This is a genomic window from Paenibacillus sp. S-38, assembly GCF_049942825.1.
In the GTDB taxonomy this organism is placed as follows: Bacteria; Bacillota; Bacilli; order Paenibacillales; family NBRC-103111; genus Paenibacillus_G.
In genome coordinates this window covers 5,774,556-5,799,592 of the sequence record NZ_CP187970.1, presented here as the reverse complement: position 1 = coordinate 5,799,592, position 25,037 = coordinate 5,774,556, and the positions used below count along the sequence as shown (strand labels likewise).

At 57.1% G+C, this 25,037-nt stretch carries 25 protein-coding genes; 18 read left to right on the top strand and 7 right to left on the bottom strand.

What is annotated here, in order from left to right; all coding sequences use genetic code 11:
- Nucleotide 1: 1 nt before the first annotated feature.
- From ACP26L_RS25530 to ACP26L_RS25485, 10 genes are all read left to right on the top strand, one after another.
- Entirely contained in the window at nucleotides 2–244 is a 243-nt protein-coding gene (locus tag ACP26L_RS25530; protein ID WP_426447543.1) for a hypothetical protein, read from the top strand.
- On the top strand, nucleotides 241–408 hold the full coding sequence (locus ACP26L_RS25525) for a hypothetical protein (protein ID WP_426447541.1): 168 nt from the start codon (nucleotides 241–243) through the stop codon (nucleotides 406–408). Before ACP26L_RS25530 ends, ACP26L_RS25525 begins: the two co-directional genes overlap by 4 nt.
- Before the next feature lie 101 nt (nucleotides 409–509).
- Nucleotides 510–3,035, top strand: a complete 2,526-nt coding sequence (locus ACP26L_RS25520; RefSeq protein WP_426447539.1) for a fibronectin type III domain-containing protein — start codon at nucleotides 510–512, stop codon at nucleotides 3,033–3,035.
- A gap of 75 nt (nucleotides 3,036–3,110) precedes the next feature.
- Nucleotides 3,111–4,760, top strand: coding sequence for a glycosyl hydrolase family 28-related protein (locus ACP26L_RS25515; RefSeq protein ID WP_426447537.1), 1,650 nt, complete (start codon nucleotides 3,111–3,113; stop codon nucleotides 4,758–4,760).
- Between the two features lie 57 nt (nucleotides 4,761–4,817).
- Nucleotides 4,818–5,090, top strand: a complete 273-nt coding sequence (locus tag ACP26L_RS25510; RefSeq protein ID WP_014371558.1) for a hypothetical protein — start codon at nucleotides 4,818–4,820, stop codon at nucleotides 5,088–5,090.
- A 191-nt stretch (nucleotides 5,091–5,281) separates the two neighbouring features.
- Nucleotides 5,282–5,656, top strand: coding sequence for a hypothetical protein (locus ACP26L_RS25505; RefSeq protein WP_426447535.1), 375 nt, complete (start codon nucleotides 5,282–5,284; stop codon nucleotides 5,654–5,656).
- A gap of 37 nt (nucleotides 5,657–5,693) precedes the next feature.
- The gene (locus ACP26L_RS25500) at nucleotides 5,694–7,079 is read left to right on the top strand and encodes a phosphodiester glycosidase family protein (protein ID WP_426447533.1); all 1,386 of its coding nucleotides are present in this window, start codon (nucleotides 5,694–5,696) and stop codon (nucleotides 7,077–7,079) included.
- A 2-nt stretch (nucleotides 7,080–7,081) separates the two neighbouring features.
- Entirely contained in the window at nucleotides 7,082–7,477 is a 396-nt protein-coding gene (locus tag ACP26L_RS25495) for a phage holin, LLH family (RefSeq protein ID WP_426447531.1), read from the top strand.
- A gap of 118 nt (nucleotides 7,478–7,595) precedes the next feature.
- Nucleotides 7,596–7,784: a hypothetical protein gene (locus ACP26L_RS25490; RefSeq protein ID WP_426447529.1), complete on the top strand. Its 189-nt coding sequence runs from the start codon at nucleotides 7,596–7,598 to the stop codon at nucleotides 7,782–7,784.
- A gap of 200 nt (nucleotides 7,785–7,984) precedes the next feature.
- Nucleotides 7,985–8,857: a GAF domain-containing protein gene (locus ACP26L_RS25485; protein ID WP_426447527.1), complete on the top strand. Its 873-nt coding sequence runs from the start codon at nucleotides 7,985–7,987 to the stop codon at nucleotides 8,855–8,857.
- Nucleotides 8,858–9,061: 204 nt separating this feature from the next.
- Here ACP26L_RS25485 and ACP26L_RS25480 read toward each other — a convergent pair whose 3' ends face one another.
- Entirely contained in the window at nucleotides 9,062–9,196 is a 135-nt protein-coding gene (locus ACP26L_RS25480; protein ID WP_426447525.1) for a hypothetical protein, read from the bottom strand.
- Complete coding sequence (locus ACP26L_RS25475; RefSeq protein WP_426455087.1) at nucleotides 9,171–9,464, bottom strand: helix-turn-helix transcriptional regulator; 294 nt, start codon at nucleotides 9,462–9,464, stop codon at nucleotides 9,171–9,173. Before ACP26L_RS25475 ends, ACP26L_RS25480 begins: the two co-directional genes overlap by 26 nt.
- A gap of 130 nt (nucleotides 9,465–9,594) precedes the next feature.
- On the opposite strand from ACP26L_RS25475, the gene ACP26L_RS25470 reads away from it, so the two are divergent.
- The 8 genes from ACP26L_RS25470 (at nucleotide 9,595) to pyrE (ending at nucleotide 19,697) form a co-directional block, all read left to right on the top strand.
- On the top strand, nucleotides 9,595–9,957 hold the full coding sequence (locus ACP26L_RS25470; RefSeq protein WP_426447523.1) for a hypothetical protein: 363 nt from the start codon (nucleotides 9,595–9,597) through the stop codon (nucleotides 9,955–9,957).
- A 604-nt stretch (nucleotides 9,958–10,561) separates the two neighbouring features.
- Nucleotides 10,562–11,137: a bifunctional pyr operon transcriptional regulator/uracil phosphoribosyltransferase PyrR gene (gene pyrR, locus ACP26L_RS25465; protein ID WP_426447521.1), complete on the top strand. Its 576-nt coding sequence runs from the start codon at nucleotides 10,562–10,564 to the stop codon at nucleotides 11,135–11,137.
- On the top strand, nucleotides 11,134–12,042 hold the full coding sequence (locus ACP26L_RS25460) for an aspartate carbamoyltransferase catalytic subunit (protein ID WP_426447519.1): 909 nt from the start codon (nucleotides 11,134–11,136) through the stop codon (nucleotides 12,040–12,042). Before pyrR ends, ACP26L_RS25460 begins: the two co-directional genes overlap by 4 nt.
- Before the next feature lie 77 nt (nucleotides 12,043–12,119).
- Complete coding sequence (locus ACP26L_RS25455; protein ID WP_426447517.1) at nucleotides 12,120–13,409, top strand: dihydroorotase; 1,290 nt, start codon at nucleotides 12,120–12,122, stop codon at nucleotides 13,407–13,409.
- 318 nt (nucleotides 13,410–13,727) lie between these two features.
- Nucleotides 13,728–14,906, top strand: coding sequence for a glutamine-hydrolyzing carbamoyl-phosphate synthase small subunit (gene carA / locus ACP26L_RS25450; RefSeq protein WP_426447515.1), 1,179 nt, complete (start codon nucleotides 13,728–13,730; stop codon nucleotides 14,904–14,906).
- Nucleotides 14,893–18,108, top strand: coding sequence for a carbamoyl-phosphate synthase large subunit (gene carB / locus ACP26L_RS25445; RefSeq protein WP_426447513.1), 3,216 nt, complete (start codon nucleotides 14,893–14,895; stop codon nucleotides 18,106–18,108). Before carA ends, carB begins: the two co-directional genes overlap by 14 nt.
- A gap of 132 nt (nucleotides 18,109–18,240) precedes the next feature.
- Nucleotides 18,241–18,966, top strand: coding sequence for an orotidine-5'-phosphate decarboxylase (pyrF, locus tag ACP26L_RS25440; protein WP_426447511.1), 726 nt, complete (start codon nucleotides 18,241–18,243; stop codon nucleotides 18,964–18,966).
- Nucleotides 18,967–19,040: 74 nt separating this feature from the next.
- Entirely contained in the window at nucleotides 19,041–19,697 is a 657-nt protein-coding gene (pyrE, locus tag ACP26L_RS25435) for an orotate phosphoribosyltransferase (protein ID WP_426447509.1), read from the top strand.
- Nucleotides 19,698–20,005: 308 nt separating this feature from the next.
- On the opposite strand, the gene ACP26L_RS25430 is transcribed toward pyrE, so the two are convergent.
- From ACP26L_RS25430 to ACP26L_RS25410, 5 genes are all read right to left on the bottom strand, one after another.
- Nucleotides 20,006–20,647: a methylthioribulose 1-phosphate dehydratase gene (locus ACP26L_RS25430; protein WP_426447507.1), complete on the bottom strand. Its 642-nt coding sequence runs from the start codon at nucleotides 20,645–20,647 to the stop codon at nucleotides 20,006–20,008.
- On the bottom strand, nucleotides 20,644–21,306 hold the full coding sequence (locus ACP26L_RS25425) for a 2-hydroxy-3-keto-5-methylthiopentenyl-1-phosphate phosphatase (protein WP_426447505.1): 663 nt from the start codon (nucleotides 21,304–21,306) through the stop codon (nucleotides 20,644–20,646). The genes ACP26L_RS25430 and ACP26L_RS25425 overlap by 4 nt, the downstream gene beginning before the upstream one ends.
- Nucleotides 21,303–22,589 carry a 2,3-diketo-5-methylthiopentyl-1-phosphate enolase gene (locus ACP26L_RS25420; RefSeq protein WP_426455085.1) on the bottom strand — a complete coding sequence of 429 codons (1,287 nt, stop codon included), beginning with the start codon at nucleotides 22,587–22,589 and terminating at the stop codon, nucleotides 21,303–21,305. The genes ACP26L_RS25425 and ACP26L_RS25420 overlap by 4 nt, the downstream gene beginning before the upstream one ends.
- A gap of 60 nt (nucleotides 22,590–22,649) precedes the next feature.
- The gene (gene proC / locus ACP26L_RS25415) at nucleotides 22,650–23,519 is read right to left on the bottom strand and encodes a pyrroline-5-carboxylate reductase (RefSeq protein ID WP_426447503.1); all 870 of its coding nucleotides are present in this window, start codon (nucleotides 23,517–23,519) and stop codon (nucleotides 22,650–22,652) included.
- A gap of 199 nt (nucleotides 23,520–23,718) precedes the next feature.
- Nucleotides 23,719–25,011, bottom strand: coding sequence for a glutamate-5-semialdehyde dehydrogenase (locus ACP26L_RS25410; protein ID WP_426455083.1), 1,293 nt, complete (start codon nucleotides 25,009–25,011; stop codon nucleotides 23,719–23,721).
- Nucleotides 25,012–25,037 lie beyond the last annotated feature (26 nt).

Below are 25,037 nucleotides of genomic sequence, written 5' to 3'. Positions count from 1 at the left end.
CATGAAAATCAAGATCATGTCTATCACTCAGAACTTTGATAAGGATGGGGAGCTCATGCAGTACCGAGTCACTTATCAGAAATTTGATGATGAGGGAAACATGCTTGCCTCCAATGCAATGCTGCTGCTCAAACCGGATGCGATCGGGCCGATCGAAACGGCAACCGTGGGGGTTCAAGGTTTTGTTACCGAAAGAATTAATCTTAAAGAGGGCATTTCCACTCAGGAGGAGAATCAGCGATGAAAGATGAGATCAAGCAACGAATCATGCAGATTCAAGCGCAAATGTATGTACTGCAGCAGGAGGAACGGGAATTGTACACAGCTCTTTCTGTACTGGAGAGGCAAGAGCAGATCGATCAAGAAAAGGGAACTGAAGAGAAGGCATTAGAAGCAAGAACCGAATAGCCGGCTGCTTGCTTTTTTGCATAAATCCAGAAGAAAGGCGTGATTTTGTTATGAGCAGGGTTAGGAAACGAACGCCAGTCAAAACAAGCTCTGGGAGATTAGTGCGCAATATACCCGGGGTTTTAGAGGGAGGGGGTGGAGGTGACGGAGGTGTTATCATTGCCCAACCGTTCAAAGGCAAGAAAATTATCCTGATCGGTAATTCTGTAGTTGCTGAACAGGACGTGCCTGACGGCCAGGGATGGTCTACCAAACTTGCGGCCAAATCAGGGGCGACCGTTATTAAATATGGATACCCGGGGAAGCCCTGGTCTTGGAAGACAGCCCTGGGCGCGACGAATACCTCGATCTATTCCAACAGAAATTCATGGGATAGGACCGGGGATGTGTACATTCTGTACTCTGGTGGCAATGATCCGCGTCTAGAGATCGCCAAGGGTGTTTATACAGATACCGCAACGGACAACAACCATATGGGAACGCTTAGGGCAACGGTGAACCTGATCCGGAGTTGGAATCCTAACGCTATCGTCGTCATTGCCATTTCCCTACCGCGGGATGGCCCACCGGGAGCGGTAGTGAAAAATGAGGACAAAAACCTCCTGGGTAACAGCCTCATGGACCATAACGCGGAGGCGCGGTTGCTCGCTTACGACTTGAAATGCCCAGTGTGGGACATGTTCGGCATCGGAATGGATTACTCAACGGACTACCAAACAGACCGTGTCCACCCTAATGCTGCAGGGTCCACGAAAATGGCTGATTCCGGAGTCGGATTCCTTGCAACGCTTAAGCCCCCAGCAGCAACGGATAACACCGCGCCGAATGTGCCGGCACGGCCTACACTGGTCAGCAAGACACATAACAGTGTCACGCTTTCCTGGACAGCAGTCACTGATAACCCTAATCCGGGAGGCGTCGGCGTAGCAAGTTACATCGTGGAAGGTGGGGTGTCACCCGTAACTGTTAGTTCCGGCACTCAAACTATCATTTCCGGTCTTAATCCAAATACCCCATACAACTTCACCCTGAAGGCCCGGGATGCGAACGGAAATACGTCCGCGGCATCTCCGGCGCTGGCCGTCACAACGGACGCAGCGCCGGCAGGCGGCGGGCCTACAGTGTACTTCCGGGATACGTTTAGCGGCGCTGATGGTTCACTCAATGCTCACCAGCCAGAGACCGGGGCACCATGGGATACCTCGGTAGCAACTACGCCGGCGAACTGGCAACTCGTAGGCGGTGCAGTAAAATACACCGGAACCAGCGGAGACAAGATTCTCATCGAATCAGGCGCGCCTTCGGGGGATTACACACTCCTATATAACGTTTATGCAGCCGGCGGAAAACAGGGCTTCATCTTCCGTGGCCTGAACGGCACTAACTACCTCTACGTTAGGTACGATGCTGCTGCAGCGGGGAAAGAGCTCAAGCTGTATAAACGCAGTGACGCCACGGGAGCCGCAACTACTACAATGCTGCACGAGGTGGCTGCTACAATCAACACGACCAGCAGCCATGATATCAAGATCGTAGTATCGGGTAACAACATCAAGGTGTACCTCGAAGGAAGTGCGACGGCTGCTATGGACTTCACGCTCGCCGCAGCGGATGCGACGGAATACGCGGGCCGAACCAAAGTAGGGATGTATGCAGGCGGGGAAAATACCAGCCAATGGAACGAGCTCACTGTACAAAGCAACGCTGCGACAAGCACTCCTACAACGGATAACACTGCGCCGAATGTGCCGGCACGACCTACACTGGTTAGTAAGACGCATAACAGTGTCACGCTTTCCTGGACAGCGGTCACTGATAATCCCAACCCGGGAGGCGTCGGCGTAACGAATTACATCATCGAAGGCGGCCCTACGGCGGTTACAGTGGGTACGGGAACACAGACGACCATCCCAGGATTGAACCCGGAGACCCTGTACAACTTCACCTTAAAAGCCCGGGATGCGAACGGAAACACATCTACAGCTTCCCCAGCACTGGCCGTTACAACGGATGCAGCGCCGACAGGCGGGCCTACAGTGTACTTCAGGGATACCTTCTCTGGTCCCGACGGTTCGCTTGATGGGCATGCACCAGAAACCGGACAGCCTTGGGATACGTTGGTGGCTACCACGCCAGCTAACTGGCAGCTTGTCAGCGGTGCGGCAAAATATATCGGAACCACCGGGGACAAGATTTATAACGAATCAGGAGCTCCTTCCGGAGATTACACGCTCATTTATAAAGTCTTCGCGGCCGGAGGCAAACAAGGTTTCGTATTCCGTGGCCTGAACGGCACGAACTACCTCTATGTCAAGTATGATGCTGCAGCAGCCGGGAAAGAGCTCAAGTTATATAAACGCAGTGACGCGACTGGCACAGCAACCACCACGATGCTGCACGAAGTGGCCGCCACGATCAACACGACAACGAGCCATGAAATCAAAATCGTGGTGTCTGGTAACAACATCAAAGTGTACCTTGAAGGAAGTGCGACGGCTGCTATGGACTTCACACTTTCCGCAGGGGATGCGACAGAGTATGCCGGCCGAACCAAAATTGGTATGTATGCGGGCGGTGAAAACCAGTCGCAATGGAACGAAGTCACAGTTCAAAGCAATACAGCTTAATACCTCTAAACAAGTTGGCCTCGATCCGATCGGGGCTAATTTTTATGCCCCGAGGGGCTGAGGAGCGAGTATTAAATGATTAATGTAGTTGAGCAGGGAGCAGTTGTTGGCGGGAAGGAGGACTGCACTGCAGCTTTTCAGCGGGCCATTGACCAGGCGCGGGAAACTGGGGAGAAGATCAAGGTTCCCCTTGGTCCTTTTCTCATCAAAGGCCAGCTTAGCCGGCTGGACAATGTATTCTTCGAAGGAACTGCATCCAATAAACAGTACTGGCCGGAGTATGGCGACTTCTATTCGGGCGCCTCGGTTTTGGTTGGTGCAAACTCCAATGTGCTGTTCGCCGCAGATATAACGCGGGCCACGATCGACAACCTCTGCTTCGCGAATTTCGCCAAGATCGCGGAGAAGTCGAGCCCGCGTTCCATGCGTTTTCGGAACTGCTCATTCAAGGATATGGTGGTGCTCGATGCGCCTTCTGGAGAGAAGGGATCATATCATAATTACCGTTTTTTTGGCTGCGACTTTACCAATTACGGGGTCGACGCGATCTTCAAGGGCCGAATCATCGATTCGGTATGGAAAGACTGCACGTTCGTCGGCGCCTCAGCCTTTGACCTGGTCCAGGCCAAGGCGAATCTAATCGCTCATAATCGATTCGAGTGGATTGATCGGAGCTTCGCAATGGCACTATTTGCCTGCGAGTATAACCAGATCATCGAGAACTTTTTCGATCGGGTGGCCGGCAATGCGATCATCTTAAAGCAGCTGAACAAGCATGTGCATATCGCGGAGAATCTCTTCAACCGGTGCGGTAGCGGCCTCAAGTCTACGGGTCTGGCATTTGATCCCCCGCTCCCTGAGAAGTTCCTCTCGCACATCCAGCTCTTTGGCGAATATGAAGGAGTCTCCATCCAGAACAATGTCTTCTGCCGTGGGCCTGTTAGTGACAAAGTCGGCGGAGAGCTGGCTCCGAAGTATGTGCTCACCAAGGAGGCGAATACGGGGAACTGCAACGTGTCATTCAAAGGGAACACCTACGACTGCGGCTGCACGAACGACCTCATTTACGTGGAGGGCGACAAATACGAGCGGATCCAGCTGGATACCGACTCTGTGTTCGGTGAGCTAACGTCGGCGGTGGTCTCCCTGTCCAAGGTAAGCTCCGGCAGGATCACGACCTACAACGACAAGAAGGTGACCGTCAAAGAGATCCCCGAGAACCTCATCGTGCATAATGCTGGTGGGGAGATTTCCTTCGAAGCGGGCGGCGCGCAGCGTGGTGTGGTGTACGGTGGCCGGGTCGGCGGCCGCGGTCGTTTCACGCGGGATAAGATGCTCATGGAGAGCCTTGATTACATCCAGGTCACCGGAGGAGCAGCGTGGCGGAAGCTGGTCTACTCGATTCCGGTCAGTCGGGCGATGGCCGGAGCACCGATTACCTTCCTTGCCTCCTACCGAACAAATGGCACGCCGGACCTTACCGCGGAGGTAGTCGGCGAGGATGGGAAGATCCTCCGGAAGCTGAAAAGCCTCACACCCACGGCCTCCAATCTCCTTTACCGGGAGGTTTTCACCGTACCTGCAGGTTACGCCGGCACTGTGATCAAGGTGGTGCTGTACTGCACCAGGACGATGCCGCTGACCACCGGGTCCATTTTGAAAATCGATGCGGTGACGGCCGGCTACGGATACGCCACGAGCGACGCATTCGCTGACAAGTTATAGAGACAAGGCCCCGAGCCGATCGGGGCTATTATCATAGACCGAGAGGGGAGCGAGGGGATGACTCCGGATCAATTAGTTCAAGTGGAGCAAACGGCAAGACTCGCTGAAAGATATGGCGTAGCCCTGATACTGGCGATCGTTCTATTGGTCGTTGTGCTCTATGTCCTGCGGCTCTTCATGACCGGCAAGATCGTGCCGCGGGAACTGCTGGACAAGGCGGAAGAGGACCGTGATGAGCTAACCAAAACGATCAATGAGATCAGGGGGCCGTTAGAAGAGATACGCGACGTGGTTAAGAACTTGAAGAGGGATAAACCTAGGGGAGGATGAGGCGTCGTGATTATGCGATTATTGAAACGACTCGCCCCGTGGCTCCAGGACAAAGAGATAGAACTTAACCATGCATCCAGAAGAGTTTCTATCAGCATAGACCGCTATCGCGACGTGTCCCGGGAGCTGCAGGAGGAAATACAGCGGAACAACTTTTCGAAATACCTCATCTATGAAAAAGGAGAATAGCCATGATCGAATTCATCGACATGATGCTTTTGCTGCTGTACACCGTAACGCTCAGCAGCTCGATTTATATCATCTCCGCACATCGGAAATACTTTCTGGAGAGATTCAAGAAGGGTGTTGTCAGCGCATTTCTGCTGGCGATGCTCTTTTTTTTATCCGCCTATACCGTCAAGATGCTCGTGGCGGTCTGGATCCGGGCCTCGGAAGTCTTTGGATTTCGGAATCCTGACATTGAAGAATGGCAGCTACTCGCGTGGCTGCTCGCACAGGTGGGGACAACGGCGGGGCTGGTGATCCTCGCGGTCATGACCTACAAGAATAAATTCGACCTGTTCATCTGCCTGCGTAAGATCGACAAGAAAGGAGAGCAGCCATGAACAAGAGGGAATACGTTCAATCCATGAGGAGGACCCTATGAGCACAATCAAGCAAAAATTTATCCCTGCAGGGAGCAAGAATCGTCCAGGACGCAAGCGCCAGCCGCGCGGCGTCCTTTTTCATACCACGAACAACTGGAAGGACGGGGCGGGCGATGAAATGCATGGGGAGTATATGGCCACGGTCAAGGACCGGGTCGTCAGCTGGCATGTGACGGTCGATAAGGACAGTGCCACTCAGCACATTCCCTATGATGAGAATGCGTACCACGCCGGCGACGGTAATGGCGACTATAACACCTATTGGATCGGCGTGGAGATTGCCTGCGAGGCAGTGGAACCAGGAGAGCCGCTTGATCTGGCTACATACCGCAACGCGGTCGATGTGGTCGCCAAAATTATGCTTCAGCAAGGATTTACATCATGGGAAAATCTGCAACCGCACAAAGTGGTATACGGCAAAGATTGCCCACACCACACGTTATTTGATCGCGACAGATTCAAAAGGGATGTATTTGAAAGGATGGGGTTGAAGTTGCTTCCTGCGGTTGTGAAAGAACGGATCTACGCCCAGGGCGGCGTGCTCAAGCGCTGCGATGGGGATTACAAGATTAAGGCCACCGACGTCAGGTACCTGAAGCTTGATGGTAAAAAGCTTCGGTTTCAGTTTGTTGCCCGGACCGGCGCCAAGGTCTCTGAGCTGCTTGCGGAATACGGAGCGGATTTTGCAACCAATGCACCGTATTTCTGGGATGGCAAGGTGCTTGGGGATGCGGTAGCCGACGGCCAAGTGATTGCCCAAGCGTACGGCAAGATGCTCAGCTGGCACGAGTTTGGCGTCAAGGGCGGGCGGCCGCAGATTGGGCAGCTCGACCCGACGGTGAAGTGGGATGTGCTGGTGCAGGGAGCTCCTCTGCTGATTGAAAACGGCAACCCGTGCTGGGACTATTACCGGGTCCTCCAGGAAGTGCCCGATGACATCGGCACAAGCCGCGCGCAGCGGACCGTATATGGCATCGATGCGTCGGGCGACCTGCATATTGCCGTGGCAGACGGTCGGACGCAGTACGACCAGGGCCTGACGCTAGAGGAAGCTACGCTGTACATGCAGTCGAAGGGATGCACCTGGGCGCTGAACTTCGATGGCGGCGGCTCCAGCGTATTGGCCCAGAAGGGCAAGGGCAGCCTGGGTCAGAACCAGGGGGCCGGGGAGCGCATGGTGAACCATGCTCTGCTGATCTGGATCGTGGAGAACGAGCCGATCACGCCGCCGACAGTCTCGGGTGATGACTGGAAGCAAAGATCGGTCGCCTGGCTGAAAGAAGCGGGCGGTATTGAAGATGATCATTCGCCCGATGAACCGGTGACCTTCGCCGCGATGGCTACAGTAATCAAAAACTTAATTAATAAGGGAGCGATTTAATCATGATCATGGAAATCATTCAACCTCATATCACTGAAATTGCCCAGTCCGTTCTTACCATTGCCGCATTGATTGCACTTGCGGGCCTCAGGCAAGTCAAAAAGAAGGCTCTGGAGCTGTACAACGCGCAGACTACGGACTCCCAGCGGGAGGTCCTGAGAAAGGTTGGGGTTGAAGCATTCGCACATGCTGAGACCATATTTAAAGGGATGGGCGGAGAAGCTAAACTGTCCGCGGCATATGAGTATGCTTCCGATAAGCTCGAGCAAGTGGGTATCAATCTTTCCGCAGATGAAATCAAGGCGTCCATTCATAAAGCGTGGCTGGATCATAACGCAAAGGTTCAGCCTGCGAAGCTAGTGGATGCCGGCACAAGCAGCGACCAGAAAGTAATTTAACGATGAATCCCCCATTGGCTGCGGCTGGTGGGGGATTTTTTGTGTGTAATAAATTAAATGTTACACCGATAAATAAAGGAGGGAAGTGGAAAACTATTCTAATCAGGAGGCGATTATCATGGACAAGAATGTCAAAGTGGGCGACACAGTAGAAGTGGTATATCAATTGGAGACGCCCAGAGGATCAAAGGAAGAAGTGGCAAGAGGAGTAGTCGATCAGATTTCTGAGGAGTCGATCACGATAAGCTCTGAGGAAAGTTTTATATTCTTAGCACGGGAAAAAGTTAAATTTATTCGTGTTGTATAATTACCTCCGAATAGGGGGGGGCTTCTACCCGATCAAGAAAGACGTGCTGGATCGCAGTTCTGTTGGGTTGTTGTAAAACAAGCGCCCTGCCGAAATGGTGGGGCGCTTGTTTTGTGCTACTAATACATAAAATATCCTTTAGAATTCGCGTGAAACCATATTTCATGGCATAATGTCTACACTACATTCGAGGTGAAAAAGTGGATACAGCGATCGAGGGATTATTCGGATTTCTTGAAAAAATAGTAACAGCCCAACCATGGACTTTGACAGTGCTTGCTAGTCTGGTGATTTTGGGTGTCGCGGCGCTCTTCATCGTCGGTATTATGAGGGTGAGAAGCGGTGAAGAATTTACACTAGGTCCGATCAAACTTGCGCCTAACGCGAAAGTACAGGAGCTGACCACTGTAGTTGAACAGCATGTTAAAAACTTCAATACGCTTAATGAGGATGCGAAACAAAAAACTCAAATCCTCAAGTTGCTCGATCAGGCATATTTGGAAGTATCAGATTGCATATGTACAATAAAAACGATGAAAGAGTTTAATGACCGAAAGGCCGACATATATAAACTTATTCTGTATGGAATGGGTACTATCCTCACAAAAGAAAAAGCCAACGCACATAGAACCGCCATTTTCGTCGAAGAACCTGGCACCGGTAACCTAATGATTTACGAAGGTTTCGGTTTCAGCCCAGGCGGCAAAAAAAATCTTCGATTGCCTATTCATAACTCTGCTGCAGGGTATACATATAGAACTGGTGAAATTTACAGTGATGGAGACATAAGAGCAGAAGGGAAACAATTTAAAGTCAACCCCTTAGCGTCTCGTGTCTATGACTCCCTAATATGTGTACCTATCAAGAGTGGTGAGAAAATGATTGGGGTATTAAGCATTGATGGACAAGAAAAGAACTCTTTCTCGAAAGATGATGAAGTTTATATGACATATTTCGCGAATGCATTGTCCATCCTAATGCTTTTTGATAAAGTAATTCTTAAACAAACTGGGGAGGTTGATATCAATGGCCAAAGCACCTCAGGAATCCAGCTTGAGGGATCGTTACCATAACGGTGAAATTACTGTTGACGAATTCCTGCAAAAGCTTCTGAACGGAAAAGATGGAGACCGTAATCGAAGAAAGGCCGAAAGGCGGTTTAATTCTCTCGTTGCGGCATCCAGTGTATCTGCCGGAAGAAAGGACAGATAAACAAAAAAGGACCTTTGCGGATCTTCGCAAGGTCCTTTTTTGTTTATTTTCCAGCCTCCCAATGATCAGGGGGCTTCTTTTTCGTCTTTCGAAATAGGAGTCAGTTCCAACATCCTGGATCGAGCGCCTGCAAGTGCTATCCGGTAGATAAACGAGTTCTCGCCATGACGTTTTTTAATCTTCTCCAGTTCTTCCTTCATGAAGTCGATCTCCCTCTGCACTTCTGGTGGGTACATAGTCATTCTCCTTCGTTTCATCCTTTGACTCCCATATTTCCTCCACTGGCCGACCCAGCGCCCGAGCGATCCGGTAAGCAACCGGCAGCGTCGGTAAGGTGTGACCATTAACCAGCGCACTGAGCGCCGCCTTACTTAGCCCGACCCGCTCCGCAAAATCTTCCTGCCGGAACGTTCGATCCTTCGTCTTAATCTCCGCGAAAATGACCCTCAGGTTACAAACGATATCCACCCAAATCACCTCGCTAAATCTTTCCCCGAAGAATTTATAAATCCTTCCGCGAAAAAAGTCAACCGGACAAGATATATTGCCCAAGCCTTCGACAATATGCTGTATTACAAACCACGGAGGAGGCTGCACGATGGCAAAACGGAACGATGAGTACCTTGAGCGCGAAGCGAAACGGATCGGATATCAGAAGATGCTGACGGACCTTGCGGAGCTTATGGAGAAGGAGCTCTCCGAGGCTCAGAGAGTGGCGATCACCGACCAGCAGGAGAAACTCCGTGAGCTTCAGCTTCTTGGAGTAGCTCGCGGATCCACTCGCGGAGCTTGTGGAGTGGCTGTTATGAGTTGGCTGTGGCAAATCCTTTGGGCGGCCGGGGAGCGGGCAGGCCGGATCGATCCGGCGGAAGTATTGAACCAGCAGGCGGGATACGACATGCTAATATTTATTATCAGGAAGCTGGCTACCACCGTGCTCGTCTGGATCGGCATATCATGAGTGGTGGGTACCGGGAGAAATCACAGCGGTTCTTCGCCGGATCATCCGGACACCTGACCTGCAGGTGAGCTGGCAGAGGGTTAAAAGGGGGGAGGCTTTCGTGTTCTAGGGAGCACGGTTGAAGCAATAGAAATTTTCATGCTCACAACCGTGCTCACAAAACACAATCACACTTCAAGTAATTAAAATAATTATATGGAAGAAAGAGATGTAAAATACGCATTGTAAAAGGGTTGGAGGAAGTGAGCGAGTGTTCCACCTTTCATAGCATAAAACACCGGGGTCAGGCAATCCTGAGGGGGTGAAGATCGAATGAAGTCCTAACGAAGATTCGGGAAGTATTGACAAGCCGTGTCGAACGTGGGATAATCCTTGGTAACTGCATAGCACCTTTAAAAACAGTCCCGTGAGGCTGGCAAGGTGAACGATGAATCGGATTCTCCACTTGGAGTATTTCCGCTGGCGCTGCCATGCGTAGAAATCTCCCTGGGACGGTTCTGTTCGGGTGTACACATAACCTTGCCAATGACGGCAAGGTTATTTTATTTTCGCAGGAGTTTCAACAGGGCCTGAGGCCTTGAGAGATGAAGGAGGACGGACCGCGATGCTGCAAACCGAGCATGTGCTCATGGATGAAATCGCTGTGCGGCGGGCGCTCACCCGGATTGCCCATGAAATACTGGAGAAGAACAAAGGCTTCGAGAACTGCCTCCTGATCGGCATCCGGACCCGCGGGATTCACCTGGCCCGGAGAGTGTCCGAGCGGATCCGCGAGATCGAGGGCATCCCGGCGCCGGTAGGGGAAGTGGATGTCACGCGCTACCGGGACGACCGCATCGTCTCTCTCGAGACGGCGGTTACCGGAGGGGAAGAATCCGCTGCGGCCGACGGGCAGGAGAAGCTGGTCGTGCAGGGACGCAAGCTCATCTTGTTCGACGACGTGCTCTTCACGGGCCGGACGGTGCGGGCGGCGATGGACGCGCTGATGGACCTCGGCAGGCCCCAGATGATCCAGCTCGCGGTGCTGGTGGACCGGGGGCATAGAGAACTGCCGATCCGGCCGGACTTCGTCGGGAAGAACATTCCGACCTCCAAGCAGGAATCGATCGAAGTGAAGCTGTCCGAGGTGGACGGCATCGACCAGGTCATCATTACAGGACAGAGGAGGCCAACCGAATGACACAGCTCAGCGTACACACAGACAAGCATCTGCTTGGCACCAAAGGCATGACGGCCGGCGAACTGACGTCCATTCTGGATCGAGCGGCCTACTGGGAACAATATCCGGTGAAGGTATCGAACGGCCTGCAGGGTCGGTTCGTAGCGAATATGTTCTTCGAGAACAGCACGAGAACGCGCTTTTCCTTCGAGGTGGCCGAGAAGCGCCTCGGAGCGGAGGTGCTGAACTTCGCCGCCGCCGTCTCCTCGGTACAAAAAGGGGAATCGATCTATGACACGGTCCGCACGATCGAGTCGATGGGTGTCGACGCAGGCGTCATCCGCATGAAGCCGAACGGTCTGCTCGCCGAGCTCGCCCAGAAAATCAAGTTCCCGCTGATCAATGCGGGGGACGGCAACAACGAGCATCCGACACAGGCGCTGCTTGACCTCTACACGATGCGCAAGCAGTTCGGCGAGATCAAGGGCCTGAACGTGGCGATCGTCGGCGACATCCAGCACAGCCGGGTGGCCCGCTCGAACCTGTGGGCGCTCCAGGCGCTGGGTGCGAAGGTAAGCTTCTGCGCTCCGCAGGGGATGCAGGCTGCAGAGCTTGCCGGCCACGCCCCGTACGTGACGATCGATGAAGCGTTGAAGGCGGATGTGGTTATGATGCTGCGCGTGCAGCTCGAGCGCCACGAAGGCACGCTCTTCGGCTCGGCGGAGGAATACCGGGCGGCCTACGGACTCACGGTGGAGCGGGCGGCGCGCATGGCGCCCCACGCGATCATCATGCACCCGGCTCCGGTGAACCGGGGCGTCGAGATCGATGACGAGCTCGTCGAGTGCGAGAAGTCGAAGATTTTCCAGCAGATGAGTCACGGCGTACCGATCCGGATGGCCGTCATCGAAAGAGCACTGAGTTAAGAACCAGAGTGTATCCGGAGCTTGAACTAAGCTCTTCTACTATATAGAAGCTGTTGATAACAGGATCGGAGGTTCCCATGGGGATTTGGATAGTGAACGCCAGCGTGGTGGCAGCCGGCAGTGAGGTAACGAAGAAGCACATTCTGGTGGACGGCGGTGTCGTGGAACGCATCGTGGATGCGGAAGCGGGCCAGCCGGACACGGCAGGGCATACGGTGGTGGATGCGGCAGGCAAGCTGCTCGCCCCGGGACTGATCGACATGCACGTCCACCTGCGGGAGCCGGGCTTTGAGTACAAGGAGGACATCGCCTCCGGTACGCGCTCGGCCGCCAAGGGCGGCTTCACGACGATCGCCTGCATGCCGAATACCCGCCCGGTGATCGATACCGTGGAGACGGTGAAGTACGTGCTGGATAAGGCCGAGACGGAAGGGATCGTCCGCGTGCTGCCTTACGGCTGCATCACGAAGAATGAGCTCGGCCGCGAGCTGACGGACTTCGATGCCTTGAAGGAAGCCGGCGTCATCGGCTACACGGATGACGGCGTCGGAGTGCAGAGCGCGCAGATGATGAAGGATGCGATGGCGAAGGCCGCTTCGATCGGCATGCCGATCATCGCCCACTGCGAGGACAACACGCTCGTCGAAGGAGCGGCGGTATCCGAGGGCGCGTTCGCCCGTAAGCACGGCCTGAAGGGCATCCCGAACGAATCCGAAGCGATTCATGTAGGCCGCGATATTCTTCTTGCGGAAGCGACCGGGGTTCACTATCACGTCTGCCATGTGAGCACCGAGCAGTCGGTCCGCCTGATCCGCCATGCGAAGCAGTTCGGCATCAAGGTTACCGCTGAGGTGTGCCCTCACCACCTGCTCCTCTCGGACGAAGACATTCCGGACAGCATGGACGCCAACTGGAAAATGAACCCGCCGCTCCGCACCCCGCGTGACGTGCAGGCGTGCATCGAAGGTCTGGTGGACGGCACGATCGACATCGTGGTCACCGACCATGCGCCGCACAGTGCCGAAGAGAAGGCCCGCGGCATGCAGCTCGCACCGTTCGGCATCACCGGCTTCGAGACGGCCTTCCCGCTCCTGTACACGAAGTTCGTGGCGACGGGCGAGTGGACGCTGGAATTCCTCGTAGACAAGATGACGAAGCTGCCGGCGCAGGTGTTCGGACTGCCTTGGGGGAGGCTGGAGGCCGGCAAGCCTGCGGACCTCACGCTGATCGACCTGGAGACGGAGAAGGAAGTAAATCCGGAGGAGTTCCTCTCCAAAGGAAAAAACACGCCGTTCACCGGCTGGAAGCTGCGCGGCTGGCCGGCGCTGACGATGGTAAGCGGCCAGGTGGTCTGGTCCGCTGAGTAAGAAGCAGCGGGCAAGGACAATCACGCGGAGGGACCGGACGGACTGGATTGCTGCTTTAGTACGGTAACCCGACTCTCTGCTGAATATAGGCGGTAACCCTGCCAAGCTTAGGCGCATAACGTATCTAGGCGAATAATCGAGGTTTTGTGATCGAGAGACCAAGTTCTATGGGCATCTCTTCAGGAAGTCGGATCCGAAGCTAGCAGGTCCCTCGCGGGCCTATCGTTCGGGAACGCAACCGGTTTGGGAAGCCTTCGCACCACAAAGCCCTCTAGTGAAGAGGTACCCGGTGTATTTACGACAAAGGAGTGAGACTTCATGCAAGCAAGATTAGTGTTGGAAGACGGTACAGTGTTTACCGGCAAAGCATTCGGCGGTTCCGGCGACTCGGTCGGCGAGGTCGTTTTTAATACAGGAATTACAGGTTACCAAGAGGTTCTCTCCGACCCGTCGTACTGCGGCCAGATCGTCACGATGACGTATCCGCTCATCGGCAACTACGGGATCACCCGCGACGACTTCGAATCGATCCGCCCGTTCATCCACGGCTTCGTGGTGCGCGAGCATGAGGAAGTGCCGAGTAACTGGAGAGCCCAGTACTCGATCGACTCCCTGCTCAAGGAATACGACATCATGGGGATCTCCGGCATCGACACCCGGATGCTGACCCGCCGTATCCGTCACCACGGCGTTATGAAGGGCCTGCTCACCACTTCGAACAAACGCGTCGAGGAGCTTCTCGAGCAGATGAAGGCTGTTCCGCTGATGACCGATCAGGTGCCGCGCGTGTCGACGAACAACGTGTTCCACTGCCCGGGCACCAAGGAGCGCATCGTCGTGATCGACTTCGGCTCGAAGAGCGGCATTCTGCGCGACCTGACCAAGCGCGGCTGCGACGTCGTCGTGGTGCCTCAGAACACCACGGCTGAACAGATCCGCCGCATCGCTCCGGACGGCGTGCTGCTCTCCAACGGCCCTGGGGATCCGAAGGATGTACAGCATGCGGTGAAGACGGTATCCGAGCTGCTCGGTGAGTTCCCGATCTTCGGCATCTGCCTCGGGCACCAGCTGTTCGCACTGGCTGCCGGCGCGGATACCGAGAAGCTCAAGTTCGGCCACCGCGGAGGCAACCATCCGGTGAAGGATCTGGCTACCGGCCGCTGCTATATCACCTCCCAGAACCACGGCTACACGGTAAAGGAAGAATCCATTGCCGGCACCGAGCTGGAAGTAACGCATATCAACAACAACGACCGCACCATTGAAGGCCTGCGTCATAAGAAGTACCCGGCTTTCTCGGTACAGTACCATCCGGAAGCGGCTCCGGGACCGTTCGACTCGAGCTACCTGTTCGACGACTTCCTGCAGCTGATCCGCGACCATAAAGCCAACCATCCGAAGCTGCCTAGACAGGCGCAGATCGCCGCTACTTACCAAGCGGGCAGCACGGAGTATGCATCCGTATCGAAAGGGGAGCTGCACTATGCCGAAAAATAATTCGCTCAAAAAAATCCTCGTTATCGGTTCGGGACCTATCGTCATCGGACAAGCGGCGGAATTCGACTATGCCGGCACCCAAGCCTGCCAGGCGCTCAAAGAAGAAGGCTATGAAGTTGTTCTGATCAACTCCAACCCGGCCACGATCATGACCGATACGAACATGGCCGACAAAGTATATATCGAACCGATCACCCTTGATTTTGTAACCCAGATCATCCGCCAGGAGCGTCCGGACGGACTTCTCCCTACGCTGGGGGGCCAAACCGGCCTGAACATGGCCGTAGAACTGGCGCGCGCAGGCGTGCTTGAGCGTGAGAACGTCAAGCTGCTCGGGACCCAGCTGACGGCGATCGAGAAGGCGGAAGACCGCGATCTGTTCCGCGATCTGATGCGCGAGCTCGAGCAGCCGGTACCGGAGAGCGTCATCGTCACAACCGTACAGGAAGCGGTGGACTTCGCGAACGAGATCGGCTTCCCGATCATCGTGCGTCCGGCTTACACGCTCGGCGGTACGGGCGGCGGGATCTGCGCCAATGAAGAAGAACTGATTGAGACTGTCTCCTCCGGGATCCGGTACAGCCCGATCAACCAGTGCCTTGTTGAGAAAAGCATCGCCGGGATGAAGGAAGTCGAATACGAAGTCATGCGGGACGCGAACGACAACTGTATCGTCGTTTGTAACATGGAGAACTTCGATCCGGTCGGCGTACATACCGGCGACAGTATCGTCGTAGCGCCGAGCCAGACGCTGTCCGACCGTGAATACCAGATGCTGCGTTCGGCATCGCTGAAGATCATCCGCGCCCTGAGCATCGAGGGCGGCTGCAACGTGCAGTTCGCACTTGATCCGCATTCCTACCAGTACTATGTCATCGAGGTGAACCCGCGTGTCAGCCGTTCCTCCGCCCTGGCTTCCAAGGCGACCGGCTATCCGATCGCCAAGATGGCGGCGAAGATCGCGATCGGCTATACGCTCGATGAGATCGTGAACCCGGTAACAGGCCAGACGTATGCCTGCTTCGAGCCTACGCTCGACTACATTGTATCGAAGATTCCGCGCTGGCCGTTCGACAAGTTCACGGCGGCGAACCGGAAGCTCGGCACGCAGATGAAGGCAACGGGCGAAGTCATGGCGATCGGCCGAACGTTCGAGGAGTCGATCCACAAGGCGATCCGTTCCCTGGAGATCGGCGTACACCGCCTCTGCCTGAAGGATACCGACAAGCTCGACCAGGCGACGCTGGAACAGCGTCTGGTGAAGCCCGACGACGAGCGCATGTTCCTCATCGCCGAAGCGCTGCGCCGCGGATACACCGTGCAGCAGCTGCAGGATCTGACGAAGGTCGACTGGTGGTTCCTGCACAAGCTCGAGAAGATGATCCAGTTCGAAGCGGAGCTGCTCCAGCCGGAGCTGACGGAAGAACTGCTGCTTGAAGCGAAGCGCAAAGGCTTTACGGACCGTGCGATCGCCGAGATCCGTGCGGCAGCAGGCAAAGGGCTCAACCTGACGAAGGAAGCGGACGTTCGCTCCTACAGACTCGGTCTCGGTCTGAAGCCGGTCTACAAGATGGTCGATACGTGCGCAGCCGAGTTCGAAGCGACGACACCTTACTACTACTCCACGTATGAAGTGGAAGATGAAGTGAAAGAAACCGAGAAGCAGAAGATCGTCGTGCTCGGCTCCGGTCCGATCCGGATCGGCCAGGGCATCGAGTTCGACTACTCGACGGTTCACGCGGTATGGGCGATCCAGAACGCGGGCTACGAAGCGGTCATCATCAACAACAACCCGGAGACGGTATCGACGGACTTCAACACGTCCGACCGCCTGTACTTCGAGCCGCTCTTCTTCGAGGATGTCATGAACATCATCGAACGCGAGAAGCCGATCGGCGTTATCGTCCAGTTCGGCGGCCAGACGGCCATTAACCTGGCGGCACCGCTGGCCAAAGCCGGCGTGCGCATTCTGGGTACGGATCTCGAGAACATCGATGCGGCGGAAGACCGCAAGAAGTTCGAAGCACTGCTCCGCAAGCTGGACATCCCGCAGCCGCCGGGCGGCACGGTCACTTCCGTCGACGAAGCGGTGGGCATGGCTTCGCGCTTCGGCTATCCGGTTCTCGTTCGTCCTTCCTACGTACTGGGCGGCCGCGCGATGGAGATCGTCTACTCCGACGAGGAGCTCCTGAGCTACATGGAGTATGCTGTGACGATCAATCCGGAGCATCCGGTTCTGATCGACCGCTATATGCTCGGCAAGGAAGTGGAAGTCGACGCGATCTGCGACAAGGAAACCGTCCTGATTCCGGGCATTATGGAACACGTCGAGAGAGCGGGCGTTCACTCCGGCGACTCCATCTCGGTGTATCCGCCGCAGACCGTATCGGAGGAGCTCAAAGCGAAGATCGTCGATATCACGACGAAGATTGCCAGAGGCCTGCAGATCGTCGGTCTTGTCAATATCCAGTTCGTCATCTTCCAGGACGAAGTGTACGTCATCGAGGTGAACCCTCGTTCCTCGCGTACCGTGCCGTTCCTGAGCAAGGTTACGAAGATTCCGATGGCCAACATCGCCACCCGCGTCATCACGGGTGAATCGCTCGCGAGCATGGGCTACGAGACAGGTTTGTGGCCTGAAGACGACTATGTATCGGTCAAAGTGCCGGTCTTCTCCTTCGCGAAGCTGCGCCGTGTAGACACGACGCTCGGACCGGAGATGAAATCGACGGGCGAAGTCATGGGCCGCGACAAAACGTTCGCCAAGGCGCTGTACAAGGGCTTCATCGGCTCCGGTATGAAAGTGCCGCCGGCCGGTGCGATAATCGCAACGATCGCGGATAAGGATAAAGAGGAGGCGACGGAGATCTTCCGCGGCTTCGAACGGCTCGGCTACCGCATCATCGCAACTGGCGGCACGGCGCAGACGCTTGAGGATGCCGGTCTGAAGGTGACCCGCGTTCACAAGCTGAGCGAAGGCACGCCGAACATTCTTGATCTGATCCGCGGCGGTGAAGCACACTTTGTGGTGAACACCCTGACGAAGGGCAAGACACCGGAGCGCGACGGCTTCCGAATCCGCCGCGAAGCGGTGGAGAACGGCGTCGTGTGCATGACCTCGCTCGATACGGTGAAGGCGCTGCTCCACGTACTGGAGTCGATCTACTTCCAATCGACGGCTATGCCGGTCGTTCACGCTTAAATGATCTGAACCTGATTAGCACAGGATCCCCCGAGCCTTATGGGAGACTGTGCTAATCCCATGCTTGGGCCATGATTGCGGCCCGGCTTACATACGAAGGCCAAGAGGATTCATAGAAGGAGGCATTGCCGGATGTCGAACGCAGCACAGCGGATTATGGTGGCCCTGGATTATCCGCATGCGGAGCAGGCGCAAGCGTTGGTGGAATCCCTGGCGGGGATTCCCTGTTACATGAAGGTGGGCATGCAGCTGTTCTACAGCGCAGGCCCGGGGTTTGTCAGCAGCCTGAAGGAGAAGGGCTATCATGTCTTCTTGGACCTCAAGATGCACGACATTCCGAACACGGTCAAGGGCGGGGCGGAGAGCATCACGCGGCTTGGCGTGGATATGTTCAACGTGCACGCCGCCGGGGGACGGGCCATGATGGGAGCCGCCATGGAAGGCGTGGACAAGGCGCTGACGGGTCTTGGCCCGTCGGCGGTCCGTCCGGCGGTCATCGGCGTGACACAGTTGACCAGCACCTCCCAGGCGGTCATGAATGAGGAAATCGGACTTGCCGGCACGGTGGAGGAGGCAGTCCTCCGCTATGCCCAGCTGACCCGCTCGGCGGGACTCCACGGCGTTGTCGCTTCCCCGCTCGAGGTGGTGCGGATCAAGGAAGCCTGCGGCAGCGGCTTTCTTACCGTCACGCCGGGGATCCGTCCGGCAGGCTCGGATATCGGCGACCAGTCGCGCGTCATGACGCCGCCGGAGGCTTTTGCCCAAGGTACGGATTATGTGGTGATCGGCCGCCCGATCACAGGCGCAGCAGACCCGAGAGCGGCGCTGGAAGCCATCATTGCTTCGGTATCGGAATAATCGACAAGCCAATTAACAAGCCGTTAGAGCTCAAGGATAGAACCAGACACAGCCCATTCAAAGGAGACGATATCATGAGTCAAAAAACCATCGTTACAAGCCCAGCTCTGGCTGAGCAGATCGCTTCCGACCTTCTGAAGATCGGAGCCGTTGCGCTCCGTCCGCAGCAGCCCTTTACCTGGACGTCCGGCCTCAAGTCGCCGATCTACTGCGACAACCGGCTGACGATCTCCTATCCGGAGATCCGTGAGCGGATCGCCGAGGGCTTCGTTCAGCTCATCCGCGACAACTTCCCGGATGCGGAAGTCATTGCAGGCGCAGCGACAGGCGGTATTCCGCATGCGGCATGGGTCGCCCAGAAGCTCGGCCTGCCGATGGTGTACGTGCGTGACAAGGCGAAGGGCCACGGCAAGGAGAACCTGATCGAAGGCCATATCGAAGCCGGCCAGAAGACGGTGGTGATCGAGGATCTGATCTCCACCGGCGGCAGCTCGCTGAAGGTGGCACTGGCGGTCAACGACGCTGGCGCACAGGCACTCGGCGTACTCGGCATCTTCTCCTACCAATTCGAGAAGGCCGCAGCAGCGTTTGGCGAGGCCGGTGTGCCGTTCGAGACGCTGACGAACTACTCCGTCCTGCTCGATGTGGCCGTGAAGAACGGCAGTGTTCAGGAGAGCGACCTGCAGGCGCTGAGAGCCTGGAGCGCGAATCCGAGCGAGTACGGAAAGTAAGGCAAGCCGTTTAGCAAAAAGAGGCAGTCTTTCCGCTTAGCGGAGGCCGGCCTCTTTTTTCATGAGTTCACTGACCCAGGAGGGTACGAGAGCATGGGAGAGGGGGGGCCAAGTACAGCGGATTTCGAGACGAAATGGTACTGGTGGTGAACCTGCCGGCAGAACAGTCGGAGCCGGCTAAGCCAAAGTAAAAAACGCCTGTAAATCAGCTTGCTGGGCTGTTTACAGGCGTTTGGTGTTTGGGCTATCCGCTTATTGCTAGTCCACTATCCGCAATCCGCGAAAAGGCGGGGTGCAGAGGGAGACGCTTACTTGCGCAGCAGTGCCAGACGGTAGGCGTACTCGAAGAGGAACTCGAAAGCCTCCAGGTGCCGCTTGGCTTCGAAGGCATTGGCGCCCCAGGCGCAGATGCCGTGCTTGCGGATCAGGATGCCGGGAATGCGCGGGAGAATCGCCTGCTCCACGAGCTCGGCAATGCGCGGGATCTCCGCGTAGTTCGGCACGATTGGAATCTCGATCTGGGCTTCTTCCTCCCAGATGTTGAAGGCCTTAATGAGCTCGACACCGTCGATCGGCACGCTGCCCCGGTCCCCGTACAGCTCGGAGACGAGGTTATTGAAGACGGTATGCACATGGAAAATCGCGCCCGCCCCCGTGGCCCGGTAGATCTCGCAGTGAATCAGCGTCTCGGCGGACGGCTTCAGTCCCGTCGCTTCGATCGGCTTGCCGCTTTGGTCGACAAGCAGATAGTCGGAAGGGGTGTTCACCGACTTGTCTTTGCCGCTGGCCGTTACGGCGAAGGCGAACTGCTCGGGGGTGAATTCGCCGACACGGATGGACAGGTTGCCGCTCGTGCCCGGGAACCAATTGCGTCCCGCCAGGTATGTTTTGATATCGCGCAGCTCCTCGAACGCCTGCTGCTTGTCCTCTAATCGAATGGCGAGGCTCATCGTACCTTCAACTCCTCTAATCCCTGGATCACTTCATGGAACGTCTCGAACGGCTTATAATTCAGGCCGAGCTCCCGGCACAGGTCTACCAGGTGCGCACGCGCAAAGACCAGGTCGGCGAGCTTCGCCCCTTCGAAGTCGGTGATGCTGTCCCCGATCAGAATCCGCTCATACGACTCGGACGGATAGGAGCGGATAATCGCCGTCTTGCACATGCCGCAGTCGTTATGGCAGTGCTCATCGCACGCATGCGGCCACAAAATTTCGATGTGGGAACCGCTGAAGTCGCTGCCGTTGCAATAGATGTTCTCCTCGGGAATCGGAAACGGCGAGAGCACGGGATAGACGAAAAAGTCGATGCCGCCCGAGGTGACGAGGAAGGTGATGCCTTCCCGGCGGCAGTACTCCAGCAGCTCGAGGAAGCCTTCCCGGATCGTGACGTTGCCGATCGCATAGTCGGTAATCTCTTGGCGGCGCTCCGTAGGCAGCAGGGCGAACATGCGCCCCACGCCTTCCCGGACCGACACCCGCTTCGCCAGAACGTCCTCCACGATCGCATCCCAGCCCGGGGGCTCAAAATGCTTCATGATGGCGACGATGTTGTCGTTAACCGTGATGGTGCCGTCAAAGTCGCAGAAGATAACGCGCTGTTTGCTCATTCGCGGATCCCCCATGCGTCGATAGCCGCCTGCAGCTCCGGCCGACCGGCTGCGGCATACTCCCGGAGGGAGGTGCCGGCGAGGCAGCCGTCAATCGCCTGGCGGAACGCTCTGCCGCCGGCGGCAGCGCCCATCGGATGGCCGTGAACGCCGCCGCCGGCGTTCACGACGACATCGGTGCCGAAGTCCTTCAGAATCAGCGGCACAAGGCCCGGATGAATGCCTGCGGATGGGACAGGGAAGCTGGTCCTTAGACGGCCGAAGCCGGTGCCTTCGGCAGCGCCCGTGGTGTCGAGCAGCGCTTCCTTGATGGCCAGGTTCTCTTCCCTTGGCATCACGACGGAGCCGTAAGGAGAAGGGAACAAGACAAGATCCGCGCCGGCCAGCCTCATGAGCTTACCGAGCAGCACCTGCGCCGAGATCCCGTGGTAGGCGGACGGATAGAAGGCGCCGGCAAGGGCCGGGTGCGCCATGATCGGCACCTGAATGTCGGGGTGCCGGCTGAGCTCGCTGAGGGCGTCGAAGCCGTAGGCCAGCACGTTGAAGAGCAGGGCGTTGGCGCCTGCACCGATCGCCTGGCGGGCCTGGTTCACAAGGTCGAAGGTAGGACCGGTGAGGTTGGCGGCATAGAGCAGCTTCTGCCCGGTCTCCTTCTGTGCATCGGCGGCCGCCTGCATGCAGGCTTCCACGCGGCGCTCGATCGGGGTCAGCGGGTTCTCGAACAGGATCTCGTCGTCCTTGATGAGATCGACGCCGCCGAGCGCCTGCTGGTAGAACTGCTCCTTCAGTGCCGGAAGATCATGGCCGATGACGGATTTGAAAATGCTCATAAGCAGCGGCCGTTCCGGTACGCCGAGCAGCTCCCGGACGCCGCCCAGCCCGAAGCGGGGCCCCGGGAAGGCGGAGAGGAAATCATCCGAGAACGACAGATCGGTGAGCTTGATCCTGCCGTCCATGGAGAGCTTCCCGAACACGGTGACGAGCAGCGCCGGAATGTCCCGGGAAAAGTTCACGTCCGGATAGGCGATGGTGATGTCGGCGAAGCGCTCGCCGGAAGCGGCGTCCGCCGGCTCATGGACGTCGACCGAAACCACGCGGCCGAGATGGCGCTCCATCTCGGCTTTGCGCGCTTCGGGGAGGTCGGTCCAGGAGCCCACAGTGAGCCCTACGGCGATGCCGGTTGCTTTTTTGTGAAAGTCCGCCTTGTCGTCGTAGAGGCGGTAGGTTGCTGTGCAGTAGGCGCCGGAGGCAGCCTGGCTGAATTCGGAAGTCAATGCGGACACCTTCTTTCTGCGAAAATGCACGTGGATTGTGATGGAGCGGGGAGCGATAGCGCCCCGTGTTTATTTGCTGGAGGCGGTGACGGACTGGGAGATCGCTTCGCCCATCTCGCCCGCACGTTCCATTGCTCTGTGCATGCCTGCCATGAGGGCATCCTGGAAGCCGGCGCGTTCCATAACCTCGATGGCCGCCTGCGTCGTGCCGTTCGGCGAGGTGACCTTGCGCCGCAGATCGGCCGGTTCTTCCCCGGTAGCCTGCACCATCCCGGCGGCGCCGAGGAAGGTCTGGATCGTGAGGCGCCGGGACTCTTCCCGGGAGAGACCGGAGCGGATGCCGCCTTCCATCATCGCCTCCATCATGTAATAAACATAAGCCGGTCCGCTGCCGGAGAGACCTGTAATGGCATCGATCTGGTTCTCGTCGACGATGGCGACGATGCCGGTGGAAGCGAACATATCGGAAGCGAGCCGGCGCTGCTGCTCCGTCACGCTCTCCGAGAAGGCGATGCCGGTGGCGCCGAGACCGATGGTGCTCGAGGTGTTCGGCATCGTGCGGACGACCGCAAAAGCTTCGCCGCCGAGCAGCCCGTGAATGGTCGCGACGGACAGACCCGCGATCACCGAGACGATCAGCTGATCGGGGCGCAGCTGATTCTTCAGCGCGAGAATGCCCTCTACGGCATCCTTCGGCTTGAAGGCGAGTACGACAATGTCGGCCGAACGGACCGCTTCGTCCTTGGCGTTCTGCTCCAGGGCATACCGGATGCCGTACCGGGAATGAAGCTCGGCGAGCCGCTCCCCGTTGGAACGGTTGACGACGAACAGGCTTGCGCCCGGCACGCCGCCTTTGTCGATAAGTCCGCGGATGATGGCTTCGGCCATGGATCCGGCTCCTACGAATGCTATCTGCTGCTGTGGCAATCCTGTGGCCATGGGAATGATCATGCTCCTTTAGTATTCTTCGTTGTTGTGGTGCCGGCCTGTGCCCTGAGGGAGTCCGAGATGCTTCGGGGCTTAAGCGGCGTAAAGGGCGGTCCGCCGGCGAGAAAGGATGGGATAAGGCGCCGTACAGATGCCGCGTGAACTGCGCTGCGGAAGGCTGTAGTCCGGGGAAAAGGGACAAGTGCCCCGCTTATCCCCGGATCTGGCCGCTGCCCGTAATGCAGTATTTGCTGGACGTCAGTGCCGGCAGCCCCATCGGCCCGCGGGCATGCAGCTTCTGGGTGGAGATGCCGATCTCGGCGCCGAACCCGAATTCGAAGCCGTCGGTGAAGCGGGTCGATGCGTTATGGTAGACGGCGGCCGCGTCCACTTCCTGGAGGAAGCGAGCGGCGTGCAGCGTGTTCTCCGTGACGATGCACTCGGAGTGCATCGTGCCGTGAAGCCGGATATGCTCCAGAGCTTCATCGAGTCCGCTGACGATCCGCACGTTGAGAATATAGTCGTTGTATTCCGTATCCCAGTCTTCCTCGGTGGCGGCGGAGATGCCGGACACCAGCGTGCGGGCCTCTTCGTCGCCGCGCAGTTCTACGCGCTGCTGCAGGAACTGCTCCGCAATCATCGGCAGATGCTGTGCGGCGAATCCGCGGTGCACGAGCAGCGTCTCCATGGAGTTGCAGACCGACGGGCGCTGCACCTTGGCGTTAATGGCGATCTGCAGGGCCATGTCCGGCTGGGCGGATTCGTCCAGGTACGTATGGCAGACGCCTGCGCCGGTCTCGATGACCGGTACGGTCGCATTCTTGACCACGTTCTGGATCAGTGAAGCGCCGCCCCGCGGAATGAGCACGTCGAGCAGACCGTTCAGCTTCAGCATCTCGTCCACGGAGCTGCGGTTCGGATCCAGCACGAGCTGCAGGGCGAACGGCGGCAGGTCGGTCTGCTCCAGCGCCTGGTGCAGCACCTCTACGATGCGCTTGTTGGAGGACAGGGCGGAGGATCCGCCGCGCAGCACGACCGCATTGCCGGTCTTGAGGCAGAGGCCTGCCGCATCCACAGTCACATTCGGACGCGCTTCATAGATGATGCCGATCACGCCGAGCGGCACGCGCACCTTGCGGATGTGCAGGCCGTTCGGGCGGCTGAACGCCTCCAGCGTATCGCCAATCGGATCGGGCAGCGTGACGATCTGGCGCAGGCCTTCGGCCATCGCTTCGATCCGCTGCCGGTTCAGGGCGAGACGGTCGAGCAGGGAGGTGGAGATGCCGCTCTCCCGGCCGCGCTGCAGGTCTTCGGCATTGGCCGTGATGATCGACTCCGCTTCTTTCTCGAGACACTCCGCCATATACAGCAGGGCATGGTTCTTCTGCTCGGTGGTGAGCTGAGCAAGCAGGGGGGCGGCCTGCTTGGCCAGCCCCGCCTTCTGTTTCACTTCGCTGAGCGCTACTGCGCCTTCCAACTGGGACATCGCTGTCTCCTCCTCGATCGGGTTAATGGGTGCTGCCTATACGG